The 25,879-nt window shown below is 36.0% G+C and carries 21 protein-coding genes; 9 read left to right on the forward strand and 12 right to left on the reverse strand.

Annotation, left to right across the window (positions count from 1 at the left end; translation table 11 throughout):
- Positions 1-42: 42 nt before the first annotated feature.
- Positions 43-432, reverse strand: a complete 390-nt coding sequence (locus BLT04_RS10335; protein WP_089755735.1) for an orotate phosphoribosyltransferase — start codon at positions 430-432, stop codon at positions 43-45.
- A gap of 35 nt (positions 433-467) precedes the next feature.
- Between BLT04_RS10335 and BLT04_RS10340 the strand changes: the two genes are divergently transcribed.
- A complete protein-coding gene (locus tag BLT04_RS10340; protein WP_089755736.1) occupies positions 468-1,079 on the forward strand; it encodes an NUDIX hydrolase in 612 nt (203 codons plus the stop codon).
- On the opposite strand, the gene BLT04_RS10345 is transcribed toward BLT04_RS10340, so the two are convergent.
- Complete coding sequence (locus BLT04_RS10345; protein ID WP_089755737.1) at positions 1,072-2,343, reverse strand: UDP-N-acetylmuramoyl-tripeptide--D-alanyl-D-alanine ligase; 1,272 nt, start codon at positions 2,341-2,343, stop codon at positions 1,072-1,074. The genes BLT04_RS10340 and BLT04_RS10345 overlap by 8 nt on opposite strands.
- A gap of 63 nt (positions 2,344-2,406) precedes the next feature.
- Positions 2,407-4,008 (reverse strand): gliding motility lipoprotein GldJ, encoded by a 1,602-nt coding sequence (gldJ, locus tag BLT04_RS10350; RefSeq protein WP_089755738.1) that lies wholly within the window; start codon positions 4,006-4,008, stop codon positions 2,407-2,409.
- 164 nt (positions 4,009-4,172) lie between these two features.
- Here gldJ and porU point away from each other — a divergent pair, with 164 nt between their 5' ends.
- From porU to BLT04_RS10365, 3 genes are all read left to right on the forward strand, one after another.
- Complete coding sequence (gene porU, locus BLT04_RS10355) at positions 4,173-8,069, forward strand: type IX secretion system sortase PorU (RefSeq protein ID WP_089755739.1); 3,897 nt, start codon at positions 4,173-4,175, stop codon at positions 8,067-8,069.
- A gap of 59 nt (positions 8,070-8,128) precedes the next feature.
- Positions 8,129-9,292, forward strand: coding sequence for a type IX secretion system outer membrane channel protein PorV (gene porV, locus BLT04_RS10360; RefSeq protein ID WP_089755740.1), 1,164 nt, complete (start codon positions 8,129-8,131; stop codon positions 9,290-9,292).
- A gap of 702 nt (positions 9,293-9,994) precedes the next feature.
- The gene (locus BLT04_RS10365; protein WP_089755741.1) at positions 9,995-12,256 is read left to right on the forward strand and encodes an FUSC family protein; all 2,262 of its coding nucleotides are present in this window, start codon (positions 9,995-9,997) and stop codon (positions 12,254-12,256) included.
- Here BLT04_RS10365 and BLT04_RS10370 read toward each other — a convergent pair.
- Positions 12,237-12,851 (reverse strand): 4'-phosphopantetheinyl transferase superfamily protein, encoded by a 615-nt coding sequence (locus BLT04_RS10370; RefSeq protein WP_089755742.1) that lies wholly within the window; start codon positions 12,849-12,851, stop codon positions 12,237-12,239. The two genes, BLT04_RS10365 and BLT04_RS10370, sit on opposite strands and share 20 nt — an antisense overlap.
- A 274-nt stretch (positions 12,852-13,125) precedes the next feature.
- Here BLT04_RS10370 and ahcY point away from each other — a divergent pair, with 274 nt between their 5' ends.
- Complete coding sequence (gene ahcY, locus BLT04_RS10375) at positions 13,126-14,442, forward strand: adenosylhomocysteinase (protein ID WP_089755743.1); 1,317 nt, start codon at positions 13,126-13,128, stop codon at positions 14,440-14,442.
- Positions 14,443-14,960: 518 nt separating this feature from the next.
- On the opposite strand, the gene purE is transcribed toward ahcY, so the two are convergent.
- Positions 14,961-15,464 (reverse strand): 5-(carboxyamino)imidazole ribonucleotide mutase, encoded by a 504-nt coding sequence (gene purE, locus BLT04_RS10380; protein WP_089755744.1) that lies wholly within the window; start codon positions 15,462-15,464, stop codon positions 14,961-14,963.
- Between the two features lie 145 nt (positions 15,465-15,609).
- Between purE and BLT04_RS10385 the strand changes: the two genes are divergently transcribed.
- The gene (locus tag BLT04_RS10385; protein ID WP_089755745.1) at positions 15,610-16,524 is read left to right on the forward strand and encodes a DMT family transporter; all 915 of its coding nucleotides are present in this window, start codon (positions 15,610-15,612) and stop codon (positions 16,522-16,524) included.
- A gap of 49 nt (positions 16,525-16,573) precedes the next feature.
- Here the strand turns inward: BLT04_RS10385 and BLT04_RS10390 are convergent, their stop codons facing one another.
- Together BLT04_RS10390 and BLT04_RS10395 are read right to left on the reverse strand one after the other, a co-directional pair.
- Positions 16,574-17,686 (reverse strand): 5-(carboxyamino)imidazole ribonucleotide synthase, encoded by a 1,113-nt coding sequence (locus BLT04_RS10390; RefSeq protein WP_089755746.1) that lies wholly within the window; start codon positions 17,684-17,686, stop codon positions 16,574-16,576.
- Between the two features lie 35 nt (positions 17,687-17,721).
- Positions 17,722-18,273, reverse strand: a complete 552-nt coding sequence (locus BLT04_RS10395; RefSeq protein WP_089755747.1) for a DUF1543 domain-containing protein — start codon at positions 18,271-18,273, stop codon at positions 17,722-17,724.
- A gap of 84 nt (positions 18,274-18,357) precedes the next feature.
- Between BLT04_RS10395 and BLT04_RS10400 the strand changes: the two genes are divergently transcribed.
- Positions 18,358-19,188 carry a sulfite exporter TauE/SafE family protein gene (locus BLT04_RS10400; RefSeq protein WP_089755748.1) on the forward strand — a complete coding sequence of 277 codons (831 nt, stop codon included), beginning with the start codon at positions 18,358-18,360 and terminating at the stop codon, positions 19,186-19,188.
- Positions 19,188-19,571 carry a DUF1634 domain-containing protein gene (locus tag BLT04_RS10405; RefSeq protein ID WP_089755749.1) on the forward strand — a complete coding sequence of 128 codons (384 nt, stop codon included), beginning with the start codon at positions 19,188-19,190 and terminating at the stop codon, positions 19,569-19,571. The genes BLT04_RS10400 and BLT04_RS10405 overlap by 1 nt, the downstream gene beginning before the upstream one ends.
- Before the next feature lie 3 nt (positions 19,572-19,574).
- Here BLT04_RS10405 and gloA2 read toward each other — a convergent pair whose 3' ends face one another.
- Both gloA2 and BLT04_RS10415 read right to left on the reverse strand, forming a co-directional pair.
- Positions 19,575-19,952, reverse strand: coding sequence for an SMU1112c/YaeR family gloxylase I-like metalloprotein (gene gloA2 / locus BLT04_RS10410; RefSeq protein WP_089755750.1), 378 nt, complete (start codon positions 19,950-19,952; stop codon positions 19,575-19,577).
- 6 nt (positions 19,953-19,958) lie between these two features.
- A complete protein-coding gene (locus tag BLT04_RS10415) occupies positions 19,959-20,402 on the reverse strand; it encodes a nuclear transport factor 2 family protein (RefSeq protein WP_089755751.1) in 444 nt (147 codons plus the stop codon).
- A gap of 101 nt (positions 20,403-20,503) precedes the next feature.
- On the opposite strand from BLT04_RS10415, the gene BLT04_RS10420 reads away from it, so the two are divergent.
- A complete protein-coding gene (locus tag BLT04_RS10420) occupies positions 20,504-21,586 on the forward strand; it encodes an endonuclease/exonuclease/phosphatase family protein (RefSeq protein ID WP_089755752.1) in 1,083 nt (360 codons plus the stop codon).
- An 80-nt stretch (positions 21,587-21,666) separates the two neighbouring features.
- Here BLT04_RS10420 and BLT04_RS10425 read toward each other — a convergent pair whose 3' ends face one another.
- The 3 genes from BLT04_RS10425 to BLT04_RS10435 all read right to left on the reverse strand — a co-directional run bounded on the left by BLT04_RS10425 (position 21,667) and on the right by BLT04_RS10435 (position 25,598).
- Positions 21,667-22,722 carry a diphosphomevalonate decarboxylase gene (locus tag BLT04_RS10425; RefSeq protein ID WP_089755753.1) on the reverse strand — a complete coding sequence of 352 codons (1,056 nt, stop codon included), beginning with the start codon at positions 22,720-22,722 and terminating at the stop codon, positions 21,667-21,669.
- A 99-nt stretch (positions 22,723-22,821) separates the two neighbouring features.
- Entirely contained in the window at positions 22,822-24,588 is a 1,767-nt protein-coding gene (locus BLT04_RS10430; RefSeq protein ID WP_089755754.1) for an AMP-dependent synthetase/ligase, read from the reverse strand.
- Positions 24,585-25,598, reverse strand: coding sequence for an NAD-dependent epimerase/dehydratase family protein (locus BLT04_RS10435; RefSeq protein ID WP_089756410.1), 1,014 nt, complete (start codon positions 25,596-25,598; stop codon positions 24,585-24,587). Before BLT04_RS10435 ends, BLT04_RS10430 begins: the two co-directional genes overlap by 4 nt.
- Positions 25,599-25,879 lie beyond the last annotated feature (281 nt).

The following is a 25,879-nucleotide window of genomic DNA, read 5'->3' on the forward strand; positions in this document are numbered from 1 at the left end:
ATAGTGTAAAAAAAATACCGCCTTTTCAAGCAGTATTTCTTTTTATTTGTAAGCTTCGATCTTATCTGTAAGCGTATTGATGAAGTTTTGCAGAGGTTTTTCTACCATCATTTTAATGAAAGGATTGAATTTACCTTCAAAAAGCATCTGAACTTCCGTTTGATTTTCATTAATTGGATTCAAAGTTGCCGTTAATGAAAAATCCAGACTTGAACTTGCAGATTTTAAAACCGCTTTCTGCTCGTTTACTTCATCTATTTTGAGAGCAATTTCCGGCATTCCCTGTAACCCGAATTTGAAGCCGTCTTCTCTTGTTTCAAACTTTTGAAGACCGTCCGGCATAAAATCTTTGTAGTTTTCAGGTGATTTTAGTATTTCCGACAGCTCTTTAGATGATTTATTGACAATAATCTTTCGTCCTTCTAAATTCATTTTTTATTTTTGTATTTAATTCTTAATTCTTACAAATGTATAAAGTTTTTGTGAACGAAAAAAAATTATTACTGTCTAAGCAGTCTGAAAACCTTGAAAAAACACTCGGGTACGAAGACGTTACGACTTTAGAGATCGCTTTAGATCTTCTTGAGAATACATCTGTAAAAGAATTGAATGTATTTGGAGAGAATATTGATGAGATTTGGAAGGAATTTCAAAGCCTTTTCAGAATCATTGAAGCTGCTGGCGGCCTTGTCAACAATCCTGAAGGTGATATTCTTTTCATTAAAAGGCTGGGAAAATGGGATCTTCCGAAAGGAAAAATGGAGAAAGGCGAATCGCGGGAAGAGTCTGCTGTAAGGGAAATTGAGGAGGAAACCGGTTTAAAAGACGTAGAACTCGTACAGTTTATCAATACAACTTATCATATTTATGTAGAAAGAAACGGTGAAAAAATCCTGAAATGCACGCATTGGTTTGAAATGAACTTCAATGGTGAAGACACTTCAAAGCCCCAAATCGAGGAAGGGATCACCGAAGTTGCCTGGAAAAATACCTCTCAAATCGAAAAAGAGGTTTTCCCAAGTACGTTTAAAAATATCAAGTTAATTGTAAAAGAATTCTGGGATATGAAGACTAAATAAAGTCTATCGCTTTTTCTAAAGCAATTCCTCTTGAGCCTTTTAACAAAATATTTGCAGAATTAATCTTATTCAATTTTAAATATTCGATTAATTCTATTGTGTTTTCAAAGGAATTTTTAGAAAAATTTACATCTTTAAAATGTATCCCAACCGTGATAATTTCATCAAAACCTAAATCCTGAGCCAGATTTAGTATATTTTGATGCTCTTTTTGGCTCTCTTCACCTAATTCCAACATATCCCCGATAATGATCGTTTTGCTTCCTTCAAAGGTGATAAAATTATGTAAAGAAGCCGTCATAGAACTCGGATTAGCATTGTAAGTATCTAAGACCAACGTTTTATTTTCTTTTTTTACGATCTGAGAGCGCATATTTGTCGGCGTGTAATTCTCAATAGCTTTTTTGATCTTTTCAAAATCGATCTCAAAATGAAGTCCTAAGCTTGCCGCCGCACAAAGATTCGTGAAATTATATTCTCCGGTAAGCTTTGAAACCGCTTTATAAGTCTGATAAGATAATCCAACGAAATGTTCCTCTGAAAAAGCTTCAAAATTATAGTCTGAATTTTCTTTTCCAAAAGTGATTTTTGGTGAATAATTTTCATTTTTTTCTAATTGAATAGGATCATTTTCATTAACTAAGATAGTTTTATGATTATTTTTCAAATAGTCATATAGCTCGGATTTACCTTTTATTACGCCTTCAAAACCACCGAAACCTTCTAAATGCGCTTTCCCGAAATTGGTAATATATCCAAAATCAGGTTGTGCTATGGTACATAAAAACTCAATTTCTTTTTGATGGTTGGCACCCATTTCGATCACCGCCATTTCATGTTCCGGCTTGATGGAAAGGATGGTCAAAGGAACTCCTATATGATTATTTAAATTTCCGGAAGTATATTGAACATTGAATTTTTCTGAAAGAACGGCATGAATTATTTCTTTCGTAGTTGTTTTCCCATTACTTCCTGTAAGACCAATAAATGGGATCTGCAATTGCTTTCTGTGGTGCAGTGCCAATTGCTGTAAAAACTCTAGTGTTGAAGGGACATAGAAAATATTTTTATCCTGATTCTCAAAATTTTTCTGCTCAACGATTGCAGCTAAAGCTCCTTCATTAATCGCTTTTTCTGCTAACGTTGCGGCATTGAAATTTTCTCCTGAAAAAGCAAAGAAAATATCATTTTTCCCGACCTTTCTGCTATCGATCGTTACTTTATCAGCCTGTAAAAATAAAGGATAAAACTGTTCTGTATTCATAGCTCAAAAATAAAAAACCTTCCGAAAATTCGGAAGGTTTTTTGTAAGTATTTTTGATAAATATTATCTTCTAGTTCTAGCCTTGTCATTTCCTCTGGCATCCTGAGCAACACGGAATCCAACCCATCCATAAGCTCTATCCTGGTTCTTATATCTTCTTTGACCCGGATCCAACCAATAAGCGGTGTCTTGCCAAGAACCTCCTTTTACTACTCTAATATCATTAGACATAGCAGAAGTTCTGTCTTTTGTATCTTTCTGTAATATTACTTTACCACCTCCATCTACAATAAATCTTGTTTTAGGAGCATTGTACATATTGTAAGAAGATGCAGAATCAGAGGTGTTTCTGTAATCTAAAGAAGATTGTCTGTCGCCATCTCTGTAGTTTCTGTAGTCACTGATAGTTTCTCTTTCGAACTGACCTGGTAAGTTTCTGTATACTAATCTACCGTCCGCTAAAGTATCATACTTGATATTGCTTTCGTCTACCATTTTGTAAGTACCATCACCGTTTTTCACAACAGCCTGAGGCATATTTCCTCTGTAGTAGTTGAAATCACTGAAATCTTCGTCAATGATCGGTCTGTATACATCGGCAGTCCACTCAGCAACGTTTCCGTACATACCGTAGATTCCTAGGTCGTTAGAAGGGTATTGTCTAACATCAGATGTTCTTGCAGCTCCATCATTTTTCCATCCTGCAATACCTGAGTAGTCACCTTTCCCCATTTTGAAGTTTTCAAGGAACATCCCTCTGTCTCTTCCTTTAGTACCTCTTAATAATTCAATTTCAGGCTTTTTACCTAAATATTGATTGTATTCTCTATTTTTAGCCATTCCAAGAGCTGCGTATTCCCATTCAACTTCTGTCGGAAGTCTGAATTTTGTTACCATTGCAGCGTTTGGAGCTCTGTTGGCAGCAAGCAATCTTTGGTTTGTAGTTTTCAAACCTGTCTTTTGCTGCATTCTTTGTTCATTTATATAACCTTGCATTTCAGGATCATTCGATTTGAATTTATCCATGTTGAATGCTGTTCCTCCTTGGTTATTAGATTCGTTGATATACAAATCCTTAGCGATAATTCCCGCTTGCATTAAAGCTTTTTCGTTCGCTCTGTCAGAAAGCCATTCGCAATATCTGTTTGCCTGTGTCCAAGAAACACCTACTACCGGGTAATAATCGAATTCAGGAGAACGGAAATAAGTTTCGTTATAATCGTTTCTAGATAGTTTGTTATCCCACAATAAGGTATCTGGTAAGGCACCGTTGTAGATTTCCTTGAAACTCGGATCACTTGGTGGGAATACATACTTCAACCATGTAAGGTATTCGCGGTATTCGTAGTTAGTAATTTCTGTTTCACCGATAAAGAATGAGCTTACCTGCATTCTGCGAGGCGCGTTATTCCAATCGTGCATAACATCATCTTTCACTAATCCCATTGTAAAAGTTCCACCTTCTACATATACCATCCCCGGCCAACCTTTTTGCTTTTGTTGCTTTCCTGCAAAAAACCAACCTTGTTTTTCGTTTGGCTTCCAACCTGTCTTACTGACAAATTTTTTAGTACCGCCACCTTTGTTAGTACCTCCGCCACCACAACTGGTTAATGCAAGTGTAGAACTTAATGCTATTAATGAAAACAACTGTAGTTTTTTCATAGTCGATATAAATATTTTCAAAGTACAAAGAAAAAATAAATTATTCAATAAATCAAGTAAAGATTTGATTTTTTTGAAAAACGTTAACAAATTAATTTTATTGTATCACAATTTAATTATAAAATTTTCATTTATTTTGTAATTTAGAAATTTCAATCATAAACATGAAACAAAAAATCACTCTTTTATTTCTAATTACTTTTGTATCAATGCTTTGGGCTCAAAGAACGACCATCGAATGGGACGGATCGAAAATCCAAGACTTTGGCGATACAAAATTAACGCTCCCCCATTTTAAAAATGAAGGTTTTTCATTCAGCCAAAATAACATTTTTATAACAACCAAACAAAAAATTGGAGAAAGACAGCTAAAAATTTCCAATCTTGTTTGGGAAAGTGCCTCTAATAAAGATTTATTTGAGCTTAATAAAGATCTTTTACAGGGGCGCGACATTACAGATATAAGCTATTATTACCTTGAAGGAGAGCGATATGCGAGTATTCATGTGGCGTTATTTAAAAACGTAAAAGGAAAAGCTTTAAGGCTTTCTTCCTTTGAAATTTCTGATAGTGGCTCTTCCAACAAATTCGGCACAGCAAAAGTAGGAACCACTGCAAACCCTTTATCAACCGGTAATTTTTATAAAATCAAGGTTGATAAATCTGGGATTTTCAAAATCGATTCTCAGTTTTTAAGCGCCAACGGAATCAACCCCTCTTCTGTAAATCCTAAAAATTTCAGAATTTATGGTAACGGCGGTGTAATGCTTCCCGAATACAACCAGGATGTAAAATACAGTGCTTTGCAGGAAAATGCCATTCAGGTTGTCGGTGAGGACGACGGAGTTTGGAATGACGGTGATTATGCTCTATTCTACGCGCAGGGACCGAACGGTTACAATCTTTATAATACAACAAACGGTAACGGTTTCAAAAGAGTTGATACGAGAAATGACACGAGTGAAAACTTAAAAAATATTTACGAAGATTTTTCATATTACTATATTAATTTTGACAAAGGGGCCGGAAAAAGAGTTCAGCCGGTTGATGTAAATTTACCCACTACTCCGTTAATTACAAGATATGATGACTATCAGGTAATCAATAATGACCAGAAAAATTTATTGAAATTAGGAAGAATATGGGTGGAAGATGCGCCTTTTACAACGAATAAAGCCATCACTTTAAATACAAAATCTCCAATTCAGAGTGGCGATGTGATCCGGTACCGAGCGCAGGTAATTGGATATAAATCTCAGCAGAACAGTGTTACTTTTAACATCAACAATCAAAATCCCGTAACAATTAGTGTTCCTGCCAATTCTCCGAATTATGCGTATGACTTTTTCCCGACAAGATATTCAGGAACGGTATCCGGACTTAGCGGAAATCAGATAACTTTCAATTATAATCCTAATATCACTGTAAATCCTAATGGCGTTTTTTACCCGGATTATCTGGAAGTACAGTATAAAGAAAACCTTACGTATAACGGAGCCCAGATGAATTTCAGGGACTTTTCCCTCGAAAGCGGAACTAATACCAGCTACGGCTTCAGCATCGCAAATCCTTCGGGAATGGAGCAGGTTTGGGATGTTACCGATATTACAAACGCTAACAGAAGGGTAAATAAAGCAACGGGGGGAGCATCTTTTAACTTCGCTTATGTAACTTCCGACCAAAACTTTAACAATGAATTCGTAGCTTTTAAAGCTTCTGCAGCTTACAGCCCTCAATTTGTGGAAAGAATTGCCAATCAGAATCTTTCGGCTTTACAAAATGTAGATTATTTGATTATTACCACTCCGGAAATGATGGGGCAGGCTCAAAGGCTGGCCAATTATCATCAGACAAAAAACAATTATAATGTACAGATTGTAGATGCTACCAAAATTTATAATGAATTTGGAAGCGGAAGCAGAGATCTTACAGCAATCAGGGATTTTGTAACTAAGTTAAATACACCGGTCGGAACATTAAAGTATGTATTTATTTTAGGAGATACTTCTTATGACTTTAAAAACAGGATCCAAAATAACACCAATGTTGTTATAAGTTATCAGAGTGAAGAATCGGCAGATTTTGTGAATTCTTTTGTTACGGATGACTATATTGTCATGACCCAGCCTCAAAATTCTACGACTATCGGCGGTAACCTTCCTGATCTTCCGGTAGGAAGACTTCCCGCTGCCAATGTAACGGAAGCCGGGAATATGATGGATAAAACACTGGCTTACTACAACTCTTTATCAGGCCAATCCACTCCTTTCGGGGAATGGAGAATGAAGCTTGATTTTGTTGCGGATGATGATAATGATGGCGGTGATCCTTTCCATACTGTAATGAATAATTCTCTGGTAACCGTTTTTGAGCAGCCGGCGAACACAAATCTTAAAGAATACAATGTTAGAAAACTATATCTGGATGCTTTCCAGGCGCAAAGTACAGCGGGCGGACAAAGATATCCTCAGGTAAATCAGGCGATTTCTAATGACATCGGAAACAGCCTTTATCTGTTCTATTTCGGGCATGGAGGAATCAACGGCTGGGCGCAGGAAAGAGTTTTAACAACAGATGAAATTCAAAATTCGAATAATTTCTCTAATGTGTACAGCAGATTCCCTTTTGTATCAACTATTACCTGTGAATTTACGCTTTGGGATGATCCTGAAACCTCTTCGGCGGGCGAACAGTTTATTAAATTAAAACAAGGCGGTCCTGCAACCATGATCACCTCAAGCCGTGCCATTGCGGTAGGTTACGGTATTGATTTTACTAATATTTTCACTCAGAATATTTTTAAGCTTACCAATGACGATTTTGATACATTAGGATATGCTCATTTAAATGCTAAAAAACAAAAAACAGCTGACGGAAACCATTTAAAGGTTAATTTCCTGGGTGATCCGGCGATGAAACTGAGCCGTCCGCAAAGATTATTGGTGATCGATAATATCGATACGCCGGTTCCGGGATTGATCAGAGGGTTGGATTTTGTTAAAATAAAAGGACATATCAATAATCCGGGCGGAGGTATTAACACTACTTTTAACGGAAGGGTTGTCATCAATATTTTTGATAAAAGATTAAATAAAAAGACCTTAAATAATGATGGAAATTTAACTCCTATCTTAGAATACACAGAAGAAGGAAGCGCCATTGTAAAAGCTTCAGGAACGGCTGTAAATGGAGTTTTCACTGTAGAATTTTATGTTCCTAAAGACATTAATTATGCTGTAGGACAAGGTAGAATCTTAGGATATGCCGATAATAAAGTAATCGATGTTTTCAACAATCAGGCGGTACAGGTCGGAGATATTAATCCTAACGGAATCAACGACAGCGAGCCTCCGAAAGTGAAATTATATATGAATAACACCAACTTCGCAAATGGCGGTATTACGGATCAAAATCCTATGCTGTTGGCTTGTGTTACGGATGATACAGGAATTAATTCCACAGGATCTGGTATTGGTCACGATATTACTGTATATTTGGACGGGCAAATTATCAACACGGTGGTGTTAAATGATTTCTTTGCTTCAGGAGAAGGAAACGGATGTTTAAGCCCAAGCTTGGCAGATTACCAAAAAGGGAATGTAACCTATCCTTTCAGGAATTTAGCGATAGGACAGCATCAATTAACATTTAAAGTTTGGGACATAAACAATAATTCGACGACCTCTACGTTAAATTTTGAAGTTAAGGACGAGGCAGACCAGCATTTGGTAATTAACAGACCATTGAACTGGCCGAATCCTTTTACCAACAAAACGTACATTCAGTTCGAGCATAATTGTGATGATATTCTGGATGTCAACGTTCAGATTTATACAATAACAGGAAAATTAGTAAGAACTTTATCTACGCCTGTTGTTGCGGAACCGTTCCTACAGGGCTTTAGAACGCCACGCCAGGCAATAGAATGGGACGGAAGAGACGATTTTGGGGCAACAGTAGCAAAAGGTACGTATATTTTTAAGATATTTGCAAAAAGTCAAAATCAAGAAAAATGCAAAGGAAGTGCTACAGCTGTAGAAAAAATGGTACTTTTGAAATAATTTAAATAACAATAGATAATAATATTAACAAAAAACTGATAATATATAAAAGACAACATATGAATTTAACTACTAAACTGCTTTTAGGGATTGGGTTAAGTGCTGGCTTTTTAGGTTATTCACAAGATCTAAGTCAAGTAAGACCTGTTTTAACCGGAGCTCCTTTTTTAAGAATCGCACCTGATGCAAGGTCTGGAGGTATGGGAGATCAAGGGGTGGTTACCTCTCCGGATGCGTTTTCCCAGTTCTGGAACGCTGCAAAATATCCTTTTAGCAGAACAAGTTCTTCTGTAGGGTTAAACTACACACCTTATATGGGAAAACTTACCAATGATGTATTCTTATTATATGGTGCATTCCATAAATTCTTAGGACAAGACGAAAGATCTACCATCTCTGCGAGTATCTATTACTTCAACATGGGTGAGGTAGACTTGACTCAATTAGTAGGGAACGAAGTAACTTCTATGGGTACATCAAAACCTAACGAATTCTCCATCGACGTTGCATACGGTCTGAAGCTTTCTGACTCGTATTCAATGGCCGTAACGGGTAGATTCATTCGTTCAGATTTAGCCGGAGGATTCAACACAGATACTACGCTTAAGCCTGCAAACTCTTTCGCAGTAGACGTTTCAGCTTACTATACATCTCCAAGATTCTCTAGTATCGGAGGGTACGATGGTAAAGTGAATGCCGGTTTGGCAATCCAGAACCTTGGTCCGAAATTAGATTACACAGGAAATGAAGAATCAAGATCTTATCTTCCTACAATGGCAAGGTTGGGACTTGGTTATGATATGTATCTTGATGATTTAAACAAAATCGGGATCAGTTTTGAAGGTTCTAAAATCTTAGTTCCGGGTTCTGAATTCGTTGGTATGGATCCCAACACAAGACAGCCTATCTACGAAGTGCCAAACGTGGGTCCTATCGCAGGTATCGGGAAATCTTTCAAGAATAAGAACTCTGTTATGATGAGTGGTGCATTAGAATATTCTTATGACAATGCATTCGCTGTAAGAGGAGGTTATTTCCATGAAAGTGAAGAGCAGGGCGCAAGACAATTTGCTACGGCGGGTGTTGGTCTTAAGTACCGTTCTTTCGGACTTGATATTTCTTACCTGATTAATATGTCTAAAATTAATACTGCTTTGGATAACACAATTCGTTTCGGGTTAACCTGGAATATTGGTGATGAAACTTCTAACGTAGATAATTAAGAAAATATAAACTTACAAGTTTACAAAAAGCTCCATTTGATGGAGCTTTTTTTGTTTTTATAAACAGAGAGCTTTTAATTTATTTTTCCGGAGCTCTTAATTAGTCGAATTGTTATTTTTATTTTATTTTTAAGAAGCAATTTGATTACATCGAAAAGCTGTTGTATTTTTATTTGAAGCTTTTCCCGCTCTCCGCACTTGCTATTTTCTTGTTTTCGGCGGCGGCTTCGCCGCCGCCGAAAACAAGAAAATGAGCTCAAACAAATGCTCGATCGGGGCTAGGGTTGCAATCGTTGATTCAAATATTTGGAAATCTCCACAAAGTTTGTCATCCTGGAAGGATCTAAATATACTATTAGAGCTCCAATTTTGTGCTATTTGTGTGAAATTAGTGCCATTTGTCTTTAAAGAAAGAGATTGCTTAGTCACTTCTGAACTACGTTCGCAGGCCTTCAGTCTGCTCGCAATGACCTAAACTCATTTCTAATACTATATTTAGATCCTTCCCGGATGACAAACTAAATGGGAAGTCATAGTATACAAAAACATTAGGACAAATCCGACCTTTTATCAATGAAAAAAGGGAGCTCTTAATTGTCAATTCATTTTTTCCTGCTAAATTTAAATAGGATATTAAAAAAAATTCACAATTCACTTACCAAGTAAAACTGACAATTCATATTTAACGCTTATTTTTGCATTATGAACTATTCCGCGGAACTAAAAAAATTCATAACCAGTCAATATGTATATTCTGCCATCAGAATTACATTAGCAACTGTTTTACCCTGTTTGGTTCTCGCCCACTTCGGAATTTTAAAACAATACTTCCTCTTTCCTCTCGGAACCAGCTTTGTGGCACTGACCGATCAGCCCGGGCCTTTCATCCGCAGAAGAAATGCTTTAACATTTGCTATTTTCTGCTTTGTTGTGGTGGCTCTTATTGCAAGCCTGGTGATGAAAATATTTCTGCTGGTGATCCTTGAAATCATTGTTTTCGGAATGTTTTTCTCGATTATCGGGGTTTACGGACAACGATTGGCAGCGGTAGGTTCATTATCATTGGTCGTTTTAGCGATCTTCATTGACGGGCATCTTACAGGAGAGAATATTTTTAAAAGCTTATTTATTTTTGCTTGTGGATGTGCCTGGTTCTTATTGATCTTCTTAATTGTAACGACCATTCAGCCGTATAAGCTTGCCAGTCAGATGATTGGTGAAAACTATCTTCAATTGGGCGAATTTTTAAAAATTAAAGCCAATTATTATCAGAAAAATCCGGATTTCGATAAACTGACCACTCAGGTTATTGCCAAGCAGATCGAAATAAAAAACCTTCAGGAAGAAACCCGCGAAACCGTTTTCAAAACAAGAACCATCGTTAATGAATCGACCACAACGAGCCGTTTATTAATGCTGATGTTCTTAAATTCAATGGATCTTCATGAGAAATTAATGACCTCCGAAAGTGATTATCAAAAGCTTCAGCAGAGTTTTGAAGACAGTATGATTCTGGTTCAGATTCATGATTATCTTAATTTGCTTTCAGAGGAAATCACCAACATCGGAATCTCACTTCAAATCGGGACAAGAGCAAAACCGATGTTTAATTTAGATCTGGAGATGCAGAATCTTAATTATCATTATTTTGAGCTTAGAAATAAGGAAATGTCGGTTGACAATCTGGAAAATTTCATGATTTTGCGCCAGATTTTAATGCGTATCAATGAAATCACCAAAGAAATCAGTGAAATTTATAAGGTCTTTTCACAAGATGTAAAACTCGCAAAAAGCCTTTCCACAGGTCTTGATCTGAGAAAATTTTTACCGAATGAGGAGAAGCTTAATTTTAAAGTTTTAAAAAACAATATTTCCTTTTCATCATCGCATTTCCGGCATGCAATCCGGATTACGATTGCTTTATTGATAGGATATCTCTTTTCGCAGTTTCAATTTTTGGGAATCGGGCATACCTATTGGGTTTTGATCACCATCGTTGCGATTTTAAAGCCGGCCTACTCCATTACCAAACAGAGAAATCTCCTTCGTCTCTACGGAACCATTGCCGGAGCCGTGATCGCGTACGGCATTTTACATTTTTTACACATAGGCAGCTTATTGTTTGGCATTCTTTTAATAAGTATGATCATGTGTTTCAGCTTTTTAAAGGGAAAATATTTCTGGGCGGTTTTATTTATGACAATTTATGTTTTCTTAAGCTTTAACTTTTTAAGTCCGGGAAATATTGATGCTATTTTTAGAGACAGAATTGTCGATACGATCGTTGCAGGAATTATTGCTTTTGCTGTTTCCTATATCATTCTTCCGGTTTGGGAACACACGCAGAATTTAGATTTAATGAAAAAATCCGCAGAAAGTAATTTGGTTTATTTCCAAAGTGTGATGTCAAAATTTCTGACCGATGATTTCAATCTTGAAGATTATAAAGTTAAACGTAAAAACGCAATTATATCACTCGCCAACCTTTCCGACAACTTTCAGAGAATGATTTCCGAGCCTAAAAATCAACAGAAAAAACTGGAAGTTGTGCATCAGTTTGTAGCGACTTCACACCTTCTAACGGCTTACACAGCTTCTCTTTCGCAGTATTCTCAAAATAATGAAACATATCCCGAAATCGATGCTGAAAGCTGGAGTAAAAAAGTGGAAGCAGAAATGAACCAGACTTATACCTTATTAAAAGGAAACGAGATCAATGAAGCTTTAAAAATGGAAAGCCGCATCGAGCCGGAAGATTCTTCGATTGAAGATCTGATCATTCAAAGGAAAAATGAATTGATGGAAGACGAATCTTACGACCGGAGAGATCCGAATAAAATCTCTCATTTAACGGAATTGAAAAATATTCATGATGTGTTGGAGCTGATCTATGACGTTGCCAAAGAGCAGAGAAAAGTGATCGAAAAATACAAAAATGAGGAAATTACTCCTCCACAATCGTAAAACAAAAATCGTCGAAGAATTCTACCTTAGCTTTGAATTCATCTGAAAACTGCTCATCATAAACCCTGCATTTAATATGATGAAGGTGCTTTAATTCAAAAGGTTTCACTTCATAATTTTTCTTCAAAGACCAATATTTTGAATGGTGAATCTTGTACATGCTTTCTTTCACGCTCCAAATGATCGTATAATAAGTGACCTCGTTATCAAAAGGAATGAAACCTCTTTCATTTTCATAGGTAAATTTGTCGATTACCCGTAAAATTTTAGGGTTGAATTTCTCAATATCGATCCCGATTTTATTTTTTGAAATAGCAATTGCTGCAAACGGGAAAGAATGCGTGATAGAAATTTCAGCATCTTTCGGAGACAGAAAAGGTTCCCTTTCTTTATATAAAATCTTTGAATTGGGTTTTAAACCTTTGAGCATTTTCCGCACCATTAATACTTCCAGAAGCTTTTTGGGATGATAATCTTTTACTTTTTCGGCATTTTCCGGTTCTAAAAGCTCATCAATATTCAAATCTTCGGTGTCATCGTATTTCCATACGAGGATCGTGGCGGTGTCATCTGAAAAATCGCGATAAAGAGGCATTGGATAAATTATTGGGTAAAATTAGTGAAAAATTTGGCTGCAAGCGGTAAGACGAAAGACTGTTTTCAACATAGAAATGTTTGTTGGCTGAAGAGCGGTCAGGATGAATTTGCAAATTTACGGGTCCTCAGATACGCTGTTCAGATTTCAACTAAATTAACTGAATCCTGTATCATCTCATATACATCAAGTTGACATCCCGTTTTTTTATCTTAATTATTAATTGTAATTTTGTTCCTTATAAATTTGAATTTTAAACTTATTCATTTTACATATGAGTACTACAACACAATACGTTCCTTACAAAGTTAAGGACATTTCCCTGGCAGAATGGGGAAGAAAAGAAATTACCCTTGCAGAAGCTGAAATGCCTGGTTTGATGTCTATCCGTGAAGAATACGGGCCATCTCAACCGCTTAAAGGCGCAAGAATCGCCGGATGTCTTCACATGACTATCCAAACGGCTGTGCTAATCGAGACTTTGGTAGCTTTAGGAGCTGAAGTTACTTGGTCTTCTTGTAATATTTTCTCTACACAAGATCACGCTGCTGCTGCAATCGCTGCTGCAGGAATCCCTGTTTATGCCTGGAAAGGTTTAAATGAAGAAGAATTCGACTGGTGTATAGAGCAGACTTTATTCTTCGGTGAAGACAGAAAGCCATTAAACATGATTTTGGATGATGGTGGAGATTTAACAAACATGGTTTTTGATAAATATCCTGAATTCACAAAAGATATCAAAGGTCTTTCTGAAGAAACGACAACCGGAGTTCACAGATTGTACGAAAGAATGAAAAACGGAACTTTGGTAATGCCTGCAATCAACGTAAATGATTCAGTGACTAAATCAAAATTCGACAACAAATACGGATGTAAAGAATCTGCAGTAGATGCTGTAAGAAGAGCAACAGACCTTATGCTGGCTGGAAAAAGAGTGGTAGTTTGCGGATACGGAGACGTAGGTAAAGGGACTGCTGCATCTTTCAGAGGAGCCGGTTCTATCGTTACCGTAACTGAAATTGATCCAATTTGTGCGCTTCAGGCTGCAATGGACGGTTATGAGGTAAAAAGACTTGATACCGTGGTTGATAACGCAGATATCATCATCACGACTACAGGTAACTTCAACATCGTAAGAGGAGAACATTTCCTTAAAATGAAAGATAAAGCTGTCGTTTGTAACATCGGTCACTTTGATAACGAAATCGATATGGCTTGGTTAAACACAAACTACGGTCACACAAAGTCTGAAGTTAAGCCTCAGGTAGACATCTACACATTGGAAGGTGGCAAAGAAGTGATCATCCTTGCGGAAGGTAGATTGGTAAACCTAGGTTGTGCAACGGGTCACCCAAGTTTTGTAATGTCAAACTCTTTCTCAAACCAGACTTTGGCTCAGATCGAACTTTGGAATAACTCTGCAGCTTACAAAAATGAAGTGTATATGTTACCTAAACATTTAGATGAAAAAGTAGCGGCTTTACACCTTAAAAAGTTAAGCGTTGAATTGGAAACTCTTTCTCCTGAACAAGCTGAATATATCGGTGTTGATGTGAAAGGCCCATACAAACCTGAATATTACAGATATTAATTAGCAATTAGCAAAAATATAAAGCCGTTCAATTAGTTTTGAACGGTTTTTTTGTGAATCAAAGTTAATAATCACTGATTGCTAATTACTAATTTTTCAGAAGCTATTTGATTACATCGAAAAGCTGTTTTATTTTTTATTTGAAGCTTTTTCCCGCTCTCCGCACTCGCTATTTTGTGTTTATTGGGGCGGCGGCTTCGCCGCCGCCCCAATAAACACAAAATGAGCTCAAACAATTGCTGCGATCTGGGCTAGAAAAGTGAATGTCAACATAAATTGTGAATTTACGTTCAAATAAAAAATTAACCATTGACCATTCACTTTTAAAATTCACTCTGTGGAATACTATTCCGTTAAAAATTCTTTTAAATATCACTGCCTTTTTAGATTAAATATGATTCAGTAATAACAAAAGCCTCACGGATTGTGAGGCTTTTTGTAAATTATATAGGACAATTATGAACTTTACACTGCAATATAAATTGACAGCAAAGCAAATTGACGATTCATCATTCACCTTATTTATCATACTGGTTCGGATGTTGCGCTTTAATATCATCAACCGTTCCCAACACTTTGTCTTTTAAAGCATCCTGATACTTCTGAAGCTGATCTGCAACCTGAACATTACCGGTCCCGATAATTTTTGCTGCTAAAATTCCGGCATTTAAAGCACCATTTAAGGCAACCGTTGCGACAGGAATTCCGCCCGGCATTTGAAGAATCGATAATACAGAATCCCAACCATCAATAGAATTACTCGACAAAATCGGAACACCGATCACAGGTAACGTCGTACAGCTCGCCACCATTCCCGGAAGATGCGCCGCACCACCGGCTCCTGCTATAATTACCTTCAAGCCTCTTTCCTGGGCAGTTTTTGCATAATCAAACATCCTTTCAGGAGTTCTGTGCGCAGAAACCACCGTCAATTCGTAAGAGATGTCTAAAGATTTTAAAAAATTCGCAGCCTGTTCCATGATCGGTAAGTCGCTCTGACTTCCCATAATAATTCCTACCATTCTTCAATTTTTATTAGATGCCCAAAGATAAAGAATTAATAAGTTTAAATGCAAAAAGGCGTAAAAGTTGCTCTGTTACCTAAATAATTTAGAAACTGTGCTCACCGGCATTTTAAATTAAATACTTTTGTTAATTTGATATTGAATGAAAGATTACAAACTGACTCTCGCCATTTTCACCGTTGCCATCGTTTGGGGAACTACATTTTTATCGATCCGTGTTGCCGTAGAAACCATTCCTGCATGGTTTGTTGCGGGAATAAGACAGTTTTTAGCAGCTTTGATTATGCTTTTGATTCTGCTTTACAGGAAAGAATTCAGTTGGATCGGCTGGAAAAACCTCAGATACCAGATTATTTTTTCTTTACTGATGCTTGTGATCGCAAACGGAATGACCACTGTGGCCGAAGAAACCGTAACCAGCAGCCTGACTTCATTGATAAGCGCATGCTCGCCCATCGTTGTATTTCTTGGAAGCGTTGCCATTGGCCTGCAAAAGTTTACTATCAGGGCTTTTATAGGAGTTGCGATGTGTTTCAGCGGCATTCTTTTTATATTCTGGGACGGCATTAAAGACCTTTCAAATCCAGAATATGCATTAGGAATTTTATTTCTCTTTATCGCAATCGGAGGCTGGGCTTCGGGAACGATTTTTACAAAAAAAATGAATATTCAAAGTAAAAATATTTCATTGAATCTCTTTTACCAGTTTGCGTTTGCAGGAATTTTACAGATTATTTTTGCGTTTGCATTTTCAGAAGATTATAACTTCGGAAACTGGACTTTTAAAAGTGTTTCGGCCATGATTTATCTGTCTGTATTCGGTTCTGTAGCTGCTTTTTTTGCTTATCATTATGCTTTAACGAAAGTCTCACCTGTTCAGGTTTCGATTTTAGCTTACGTAAATACTATAATTTCTATTTTTCTAAGCTGGCTGATTTTAGATGAAGAAATTTCAGCTAAATTCATAATTGCCGCCATTTTAATTATTTTTGGAGTGTTTGTGATTAATTATAATTCACAGATATTTAAGAAGCAGAGAGTTGATAATTTAAAATAAATAAAAAAGACCGCCTTTCCAACGATCTTTTTCAGTATAATAAATTTGTTTATTCCGCAATTACTCTCACCATCGCTTTCACTTTCACCAGCTTTTCCATCAGTTCCTCTTTGGAATCTGCTAAAACATTGATGTGTCCCATTTTTCTACCGGGTTTGGTTTCTGTTTTTCCATAAAGGTGAACGTAGGTTTTTGGCATTTTTAAAACGTCATCCATTCCTTCATAAATCACTTTTCCGGAGAATTCTTCGCCCCCGACTAAGTTCAGCATTCCGCTGTATGTCAGAGAATCTGTGTCTGCCAAAGGAAGATTTTTCACTACACGATACATTTGCTCGAATTGCGAATTGGCATTTCCTTCCTGGCTTTGATGCCCGGAATTATGTAGTCTTGGCGCCGTTTCGTTTACCCAGACTTTTCCCTCCTTATCTAAAAATAATTCGATGGCAAAAAGCCCGGGAGAATTTATCGCATTCAGGAATTTTTGGGTAATTGAATCAATTTGATTTTGAATATTTTCACTTAAAAAAACCGGACAAATATTGAAATCCAATAAGTTCAATTTCGGATCGGCAACCATTTCTGTTACAGGAAACGTTTTGGTTTCCCCATTTTCATTTCTGGCAACAATGACGGACAATTCTTTATCAATATCGACCAAACTTTCGATCACGGAATCTTTCGTCCATAAATTTCTCAAATCTTCTGCCGAACGGATTATTTGCACCCCTTTTCCATCATAACCTCCCGTATTAAGCTTCTGTACAAAAGGAAAAGACATTTTAATCTCATCCGAGCTTCCGTCCATTATCTCAAATTCCGGGCTTGGAATATCATGAGCTTTATAAAATTCTTTTTGAAGGATTTTCTGTTGAATAGTTTTAATAATTTTAGAATTAGGAACGACTTTTATTCCTTGATTTTCCAATTCAGCCAAAGCTTCGGCATTTACGTGCTCAATTTCAATTGTTACAACATCTTTATCTTTTCCGAAGTTTAAAACGGTTTCATAATCGTTGAAATTTCCCTGCGTAAAATATGAAATGTTATGACAAGGCGCATCTGAAGCCGGATCTAGCGTATAAAACTGATCGTCATATTTCAAAGCGTTCTGAATGAACATTCTTCCTAATTGTCCGCCTCCTAAAATTCCTATTTTCATTTTATTACTTTTATTTTTTCTTTTAGATTTAATTTTTACTGAATTTTATCAATTTTTAAATATCCTAATCCTATTTCATTTTCCTGATTTTCAATATTGGATTTCTCAAGAATAATTGAATATTTTTCTTTCATTTTTTCAGGCAGAATATCATTTACATTAAAAATATCATCAATATCTACCCCGTGCTTATCGTCGATGTGGCTGACTGCGCCTTCAAAGCCCATGGTCTGATAAAATTCAGTATTTTTTGCTCTTTTTATAATCTCACCCATCGATTTTCCGACCATCAAATGCTGCTCATGGAATTCTTCAAAAAACCCTTTCTTATAACCCCCGAAATTGATAAAATACAATTGATTTTCTGAGAGTTTATCTGTCTTTTCAACGATTTTAACTTTATATCCGTCCGCAAATTTTACTTTTTGATGACAGTCAATGTGAATTTTCCCTTCCGCCTCTTTCCAAAAGTCTTTCATATCCGGGACCAGGTCTTTCAAAGTTTCTGCAATCCCAAAAAACACGTCATGCTGCTCAATATTCCTTCCTTTAGGAGTTGCTCCCAGAATTACATAAAATAAATTCATTACCGATTTGTTTCTGCAAAATTACGTTAAAATAATCTTTTTTAAAAGTTTGTCAGACAACGCCAATAGTTTTATATTTGTACCATGTCGGAAATTATTATTCTCTTTCTCGGAGCCATCTCTGCCGGTCTTTTGGGTTCGCTTACCGGTTTAGGAGGAGGAGTTATCATCATCCCTTTATTGACGCTTGGTTTCGGAGTTCCAATGCATTATGCGATTGGTGCTTCATTAATATCTGTAATCGGAACATCTTCCGGAGCTGCCGTTGCTTTTGTTAAAGAAGGCTTCACAAATATGCGGATCGGGATGTTTTTAGAGATCGGAACCACAGCCGGAGCAATTATCGGAGCCCTGGTTTCAGGTATGCTGAATCCTAATACTTTGGGGATTATTTTCGCCAGTATTCTTATTCTGACTGTTATTTTAAACCTTAAAGGAAAGCCTGACCATCAGGAACCCGTAATAAAAGGAAGTTTAGAGGAAAAACTAAAGCTATTCGGAACATTTCCAGATAAAGGTGTTTTAAAAAGTTATTCTGCAAGAAATACAGTTCCGGGATTTTTAATGATGATGTTTGCCGGTGCGATGTCCGGACTTTTAGGAATAGGTTCAGGGGCGTTGAAAGTTTTGGCGATGGACAATATGATGAAGCTGCCTTTCAAGGTTTCTACGACGACAAGTAACTTTATGATCGGTGTAACTGCTGTTGCAAGTGCCATGATCTATTTTCAAAGAGGTGAAATTATCCCTGTAATTGCGGCTCCCGTTTTAATTGGTGTGGTAGTGGGCAGTTTTATAGGTTCAAAAACATTAATGGTTTCCAAGACAAAAAAACTGAAAACATTTTTTGCCATTGTAATCACTATTTTGTCTATTTATATGATGTATAACGGAATAAATAAAAGTTTCAGATAATGAAAAAGAACTTCACAGATGTGGATTTGAACCGTTCCGTTGGAAATCTCCTGAGATTGGGCGTTATTTTGTCTGTAATCATTTCACTGATTGGCTTTATAAAGCTTTTTTTGGAAGGTTTTAAAATGCCGAAGAAATACACAAGCTTAGATATCGGTTCTTCTTCAGAGAAAGTTTGGGGGCATTTCTGGCATTCCCTGTGTTCGGGAGAAGGAATGGCCATTATTCAATTGGGAATTCTTATCCTGATTATTACCCCTTTAATGAGAATTGTTTTCGCTCTTATTGGGTATTTAAAAGAAAAAGATTATGTCTATGTAATCATTTCCTCAATTGTTTTAGCAATTATGGCAATAAGCTTCTTTACAGGATACGCACATTAATTTTTACATTTCATAAAATTCCAATGGCAACTGATCCGGATCCTGAGTAAAGAAAAATTCTTTACCGGTAAATTCATCGATTCTGATTTCTTCACATATTACTCCTTTTAGAATTAATTCCTGACGTTTTTCATTAACATTTTCAACCGAAAAAGCCAAATGTCTTAAACCACATGCTTCAGGTCTTGAAGGCCTTTCCGGTGGATTTGGAAACGAAAATAATTCGATCACATAATCATCTCCGATCGCCAGATCAAGCTTATAAGAATGCCTTTCTTCACGATACACTTCACGGATAATATTTAATCCCAAAATCTCTGTGTAGAATTTTTTGGAAACCTCGTAATCTGAACAAATAATAGCAATATGATGAATTTTCATTTTAATTTAATTTAAATTTTTACAATTTTCCTTTCTTCTCGTATCAATTATATATTGAATTTTCCATTCATTATTTTGTTTAACTAATTGAAAACTATTGGCTCCGCAATGTGAAAATTTTCCTTTGTAGTAAAACTGGTAAGGCGTAAAAACACTCGCAAGATTTCCGTCTGTATGAATGATATCTATCATAATTCTTTCGTCCAGATCATCTTTTGAGGCTTTAGAAACTGAAGAAATAAAATCTTTTATATCCTCATTTTTCACCCCATCTTTTGTAATGGTCTGAAGAATTGCTGTTCCCGAAAAAGCTGATTTTAACAATTCTGGATCTGCGTTTTTCATAGCAAGAAAAAGATTACGGATCGGTTTTTCTATTTCCTGATTCTGATTATTTTGCGCAAAGCAGAAAGTACTTAAAAATAGAGTGATGGCAAGTATTTTTTTCATCTTGTTTATCTTAAACTTAGAATAAAAATAGGAAAAATATTATAGAAATTTTGCAACATTTTAAAAAGTAAATCATACTTTTAGGCATTATTTTAACAAACATGTGGAACACCTATCTGATCTTAGTTGTACTGATGCTCACTTTAACGCTGCTGCCAAAAATTCAAAATTCACATTGGATATTCCGGGTTCCGGAATTTGGTAAAATCCAGATTACGTATTTTATTTTTATTACATTTATTTTCGGGCTTTTTATCGATTCTTCTAAAATTTTATGGTATTCCCAAGGGCTTTTGGTTATATTATTCATTCATCATGGTATTACACTTATAAAATATACTCCGATTTATCCTGTAAAGAAATATCCGCGACAATCAAAATCGTCTCAAAAAATACATTTTATTTCTGCGAATGTTTATCAGTTTAACACAGAATACAGCAGATTTATTAAAATAATTGAGAGAGATAATCCTGAAATTTTCCTGACCATGGAAAGTAATGGCGATTGGGAAAAAGCATTAAGAATTCTTGAAAAAAATTATCCTTATCAGCATAAAGTGACGTTAGAAAATACATACGGGATGCATTTTTATTCAAAATTTGAAATAAAAGAGGCAAAAACGCATTATTTTGTTGCTGATGATATTCCGAGTATTGAGATTCATTTAACGACGAAAGATGGGTTTTCTTTTGTCTTTTTCGGTGTTCATCCTCCACCTCCAAGCCCTACAGAAGAGGAAACCTCAAAAGAAAGGGACGGTGATTTGCTAAGTACCGCGAAACGCGTGACAGAAATTCATAAACCTGTGATCGTAGTTGGTGATTTTAATAATGTTGCCTGGTCCAAATCGTCAATTTTATTCAGAAAAACGAGTCATTTAATTGATCCCAGAATCGGTCGTGATTTTGTATCTACATTTCACGCAAAATATCGTTTACTAAGATTCCCTATTGATCTGATGTTTCACAGCGAAGATATTTTCATTGAAAAACTTACCACTTTAGAAAATTTCGGATCCGATCATTTGCCTGTATATTGCGAATTTTTTATAGATCATCACAACGATGAACAGGAAAAAAGAATAGAAACAGCAACTTCCGAAGAAAAAAATGAAGCTGAAGAGATGATCCAAGAAGGAAAAGAAGAAAACGGAGACCGTGATGCTGTGGTGACTGAGGATTGATTTATATTTTGACTAAAGTCAATTGTCTTCCGATAAAAGAAAACGGGCTAAAGCCCGCCTCTATTGATATTTTTAATCGTTTAAAATTTCATTATATCTTTCACTACTCCATTTTTCTGGGTGTGCTGCAATAATTCCGTTTCAATAAAAGATTTAATTTTTTCTTCAGAACCATTATTTGGAAATAAAAGATGAACATTTGCCCCCGCATCCAGTGTAAAAAATAAAGGCAAATCAGTTTCTCTCCTAAAATCCCAGACTTTATTGATCACTTCTAAGGTTCCTGTTTTCATTAAAATAAAAGCAGGATCGCTCATCATCATCATCGCGTGAAGTGTCAATGCTTCATGCTCAACTAATTTTATAAAACCTTGAAGATCACCATTTTTCAGGATTTCTATCATCGGAATAAAATTTTCTCTTGCTTCCTGAAACCTTCTTTCTGCATACGGATTTGACTTCATCAAACCATGTCCCACAGTCGAAGAAACACTTTTCTCCCCTTCATGGATCAATAAAACCCAATCATTAAAGTGTTTAAAAATCTCATGAATTTCATCATCCGGATACTTTACGGCAAATAGATCCGAACTGTCTTTTATCTGAGACTGTCCCCAAACAACCAATCCGTTGTAGAGGCTTCTACAGGCGCTTCCGCTTCCCAATCTTGCCAGAAATGATGCTTTTTTTAATGATTCTTCGTCAGAATTTTTTCCTGAAAACGTTTCATCTAAATTCATCAGACATTTTGCAATTGCACCAAAACCAGACGCAGAACTCGCGATTCCTGAGCTGTGAGGAAATGTATTTTCTGTTCTGATAATGTATTTTCCTTTTAAAATCCAGGGAAGATATTGCTCGATATTTTTAAAATATTTTTCTATTTTTTCGGCAAATTTCACTTCTTCATTTCCTGATAAAAATGTCTGTACAGAAAACGGTTCGTTTGCCAGAAATTCAATTGTGGTATTGGTTTTACAATGGTTTAAAGTATAGCTTATGCTTGGATTTGCAGGAATCTGACCATCATATTTTCCCCAATATTTGATCAGGGCAATATTTGACGGGCAACTTTCCGAAACCGTTTGCGGACTTATATTAAAATCGTTTTTTCCTAGAAATTCCTGTGTTGTCATAGTTTAAATTTAAAATAATAAAACTTGATTCATTAAACCACAAATAGCACAAATGTTTTCACAAATTTCACTACATCCTGTGGCTTTTCATTGTTTTATTTAATACATTTTCTCAATAATATCTGCATATTTTTTTAGTACCACATTTCGTTTTACTTTCAATGTCGGAGTGATTTCTCCGCTGCCAATCTCAAATTCTGCAGGCATCAAAGTAAATTTCTTCACTTTTTCAAAATCAGATAAATGGTTTTGTAATTCTTTAATTTTATCTTTATAAAAATCGTTAATTTCCTTTTTTTGGACAATTTCTTCCCAATTTGTAAAAGGAATATTGATTTTCTTCAAATAATCTTTTAAAAACTCAAAATTCGGAACAATCAAGGCTGAAACAAACTGTCTTCCTTCCGCAATCAGTACAATCTGACTGATAAAATTATTATTGGTCAAAATATTTTCAATTTGTTGCGGGGCGATGTATTTTCCGTTGGAAGTTTTCATCAGATCTTTGATTCTGTCTGTAATAATGAGATTTCCTTTTTCATCGAATTTCCCTGCATCACCTGTTTTAAACCAACCATCTTCCGTGAAAACTTTTTGTGTTTCTTCAGGTTTATTGTAATATCCTTTCATGACGCCGTTTCCTTTTGCCTGAATTTCGTCGTTTTCACCGATCCGAATTTCAACGCCCGGCAAAGGAAGTCCACAAGTTCCATGCTCAAAATGAGCCAACGGAAAAGCCGTCAATGTCGCTGTAGTCTCTGTCAAACCATAACCAACCGTGATATGAAGGCCCATTGCTTCAAATAAGCGAGTTACGTCGGGAGAAACAGAAGCCCCACCGCAAGGCAAAAACCACAATCTTCCACCCATTTTTTGTTTCACTTTATTAAAAACCAATGCATTTGCAACGGAATGTTTCAAATTTAATCCAAAAGGAACCGGTTGATCTTTTCTTCTTAATTCTGCAGTCTGTTTTCCAACTTCCAGTGCCCAATTGAAGATTTTTTTCTTAAATGGCGAGCTTTCTTCAGCTTTTTCCAAGACTCCGGCATACACTTTTTGGAAAAATCTCGGAACCGCACACATCATAGTCGGTTTTACCTCTTCCAGTGCTTTGGCAATATCTTTTGGATCTTCAAGGAAATACACCCTTGCGCCGCCGTATAAGCACAGTAAACTCCAGCTTCTTTCGAAAACGTGAGTCAAAGGTAAAAATGCCAGTGAAAGCTCTTCCTCAAAATTCTTAAACTTAAAAAATTCAAAATGTGCATCGAAGGCTTTGACAAAATTTCCGTGGGTAAGCATCACGCCTTTCGGAGTTCCGGTGGTTCCGGAAGTATAGATTAAAGTCGCGATATCTTCGTATTTTTTTTTGATAATTTCAAATTCCGGGGAAGCTTTTGCAATAAAATCTTCCAGATAAAAACTGCCGAATTCTTTCTTAATCCAAACTGCTTTTTTAGATATAATAATTGTCTGAAGAACACTTTCTTCTTTCTGTAAAATCGCAAGACAGGCGTCATACTGCTGCTGATCTCCGACTAAAATCGCTTTAGACTGAGAATCATTGATGATATATTCTGCCTGCTCAGCATTGTTTGTAGAATAAATCGGAACCGTAATCGCACCAATCGACAAAACAGCCAGATCAAAAATCATCCATTCTGCAGAATTTTCGGCGTAGATGGCAACTTTATCATTTTCTTCAATTCCTGCGTTTTTCAGTGAATTGGCGGTTTTAAAGATAATTTCATTGAATTTTTTCCAGCTTAATTCCTTCCAGCCATCTTTCTTTTTAAATCCAATCGCTGATTTTACAGGATGTTTTTCTACATTTTTATTGATAATCGCCTCTGCAAGATTCATTTCTTCAGCTTTTTGTCGTTACTATAATTATTAAGATGAAAATCAACACTTTCCGAAACGGGAATAAATTGATAATCAAGCCTTTCTTTAATTTTTTGATTGGAAATAATGTTCAATGATGATACCGCTTCAATATTCGATTGGGTCACCATTCTTAATTTTGGAATAAGCCATCCGAAAAGTATATTTGCTACTCTTCCTACATTCAACTGACTTCTTGACAATATTATTGCCTTTTTCAGTCCTAATTTTTGTCTGATCTGACCTCCGAAATCAGCATATTTTGTAGTTTCTGAAACAAGTAAAAAACGTTCTCCGAAAATATTTTTTTCCATTAATTCAATCGCAATTTTTGCAACATCTCTTACATCAACATAGCTTGTTCCGCCTGAAAATGTAAAACTATTCTTTTCAAAAGTCTGAAACAATTCGCCACTGCTTTGGCCCCAGTTTCCGCTTCCGATGATCATTCCGGGATTGATAATTACGGTATTCAAACCTTCTGCAGAAGCTCTCCACACTTCCATTTCAGATAAATGCTTGGAAATCGCATACGCAGAATGTTCTATTTTCGGATTAAATTCAGATTCTTCATCCAATTCTCCTTTTTCATTAAAATTATCCAGAACAGCCACAGAACTTACGTGAAGAAATTTTTTCACATCTGAGCCTTCACAGGCAAACAAGAGATTTTCCGTACCCTTGATATTGGTATGGTACATTTCTTTTTCATCTTTAGGATTAAAGCTGACTTTTGCCGCGCAATGATATACCTCATCTACCCCTTTCAAAGCGTCCTGCAAGGAATGAATATCATCAAAATCCACATCTACCCATTCAATTTTATTAAAAAAACCGTCAGGATTTTCCGTATAAAAGCTATAGGAATGTCGTACTTCGTTTAAATTGCTTGTCGCCCTTTTTGATGCCCGAACTTTTTTGCCTTTTTTAAGAAGCTCTAAAACAATTACTCTGCCCAAAATTCCGGTGGCGCCCGTTACAAAAACCATCAAATTATATTCTGCTTGATTGTTGACTAAATTATGATAATATTTTCTATTCGGCAATTCTTTGTGCTGATGAAAAATTACCGGAAAACAGTATCTGCAAATTTGCGATTTTTAAAGGAGAATATTAATTTAATTACTCACAAAAGTTCTTAAACCTCTACTTTTTTTCAGTCTTGAAGAATTTTTCAGATTTTGGCTAAAGCCTTTCTTCCGACTAAATGAAAAAAGCGGGCTAAAGCCCGCTCCTATTGAATGATATTTTATGTTGTCCGTGAAAATAA

The organism is Chryseobacterium soldanellicola (assembly GCF_900100115.1).
Lineage (GTDB): Bacteria > Bacteroidota > Bacteroidia > Flavobacteriales > Weeksellaceae > Chryseobacterium > Chryseobacterium soldanellicola.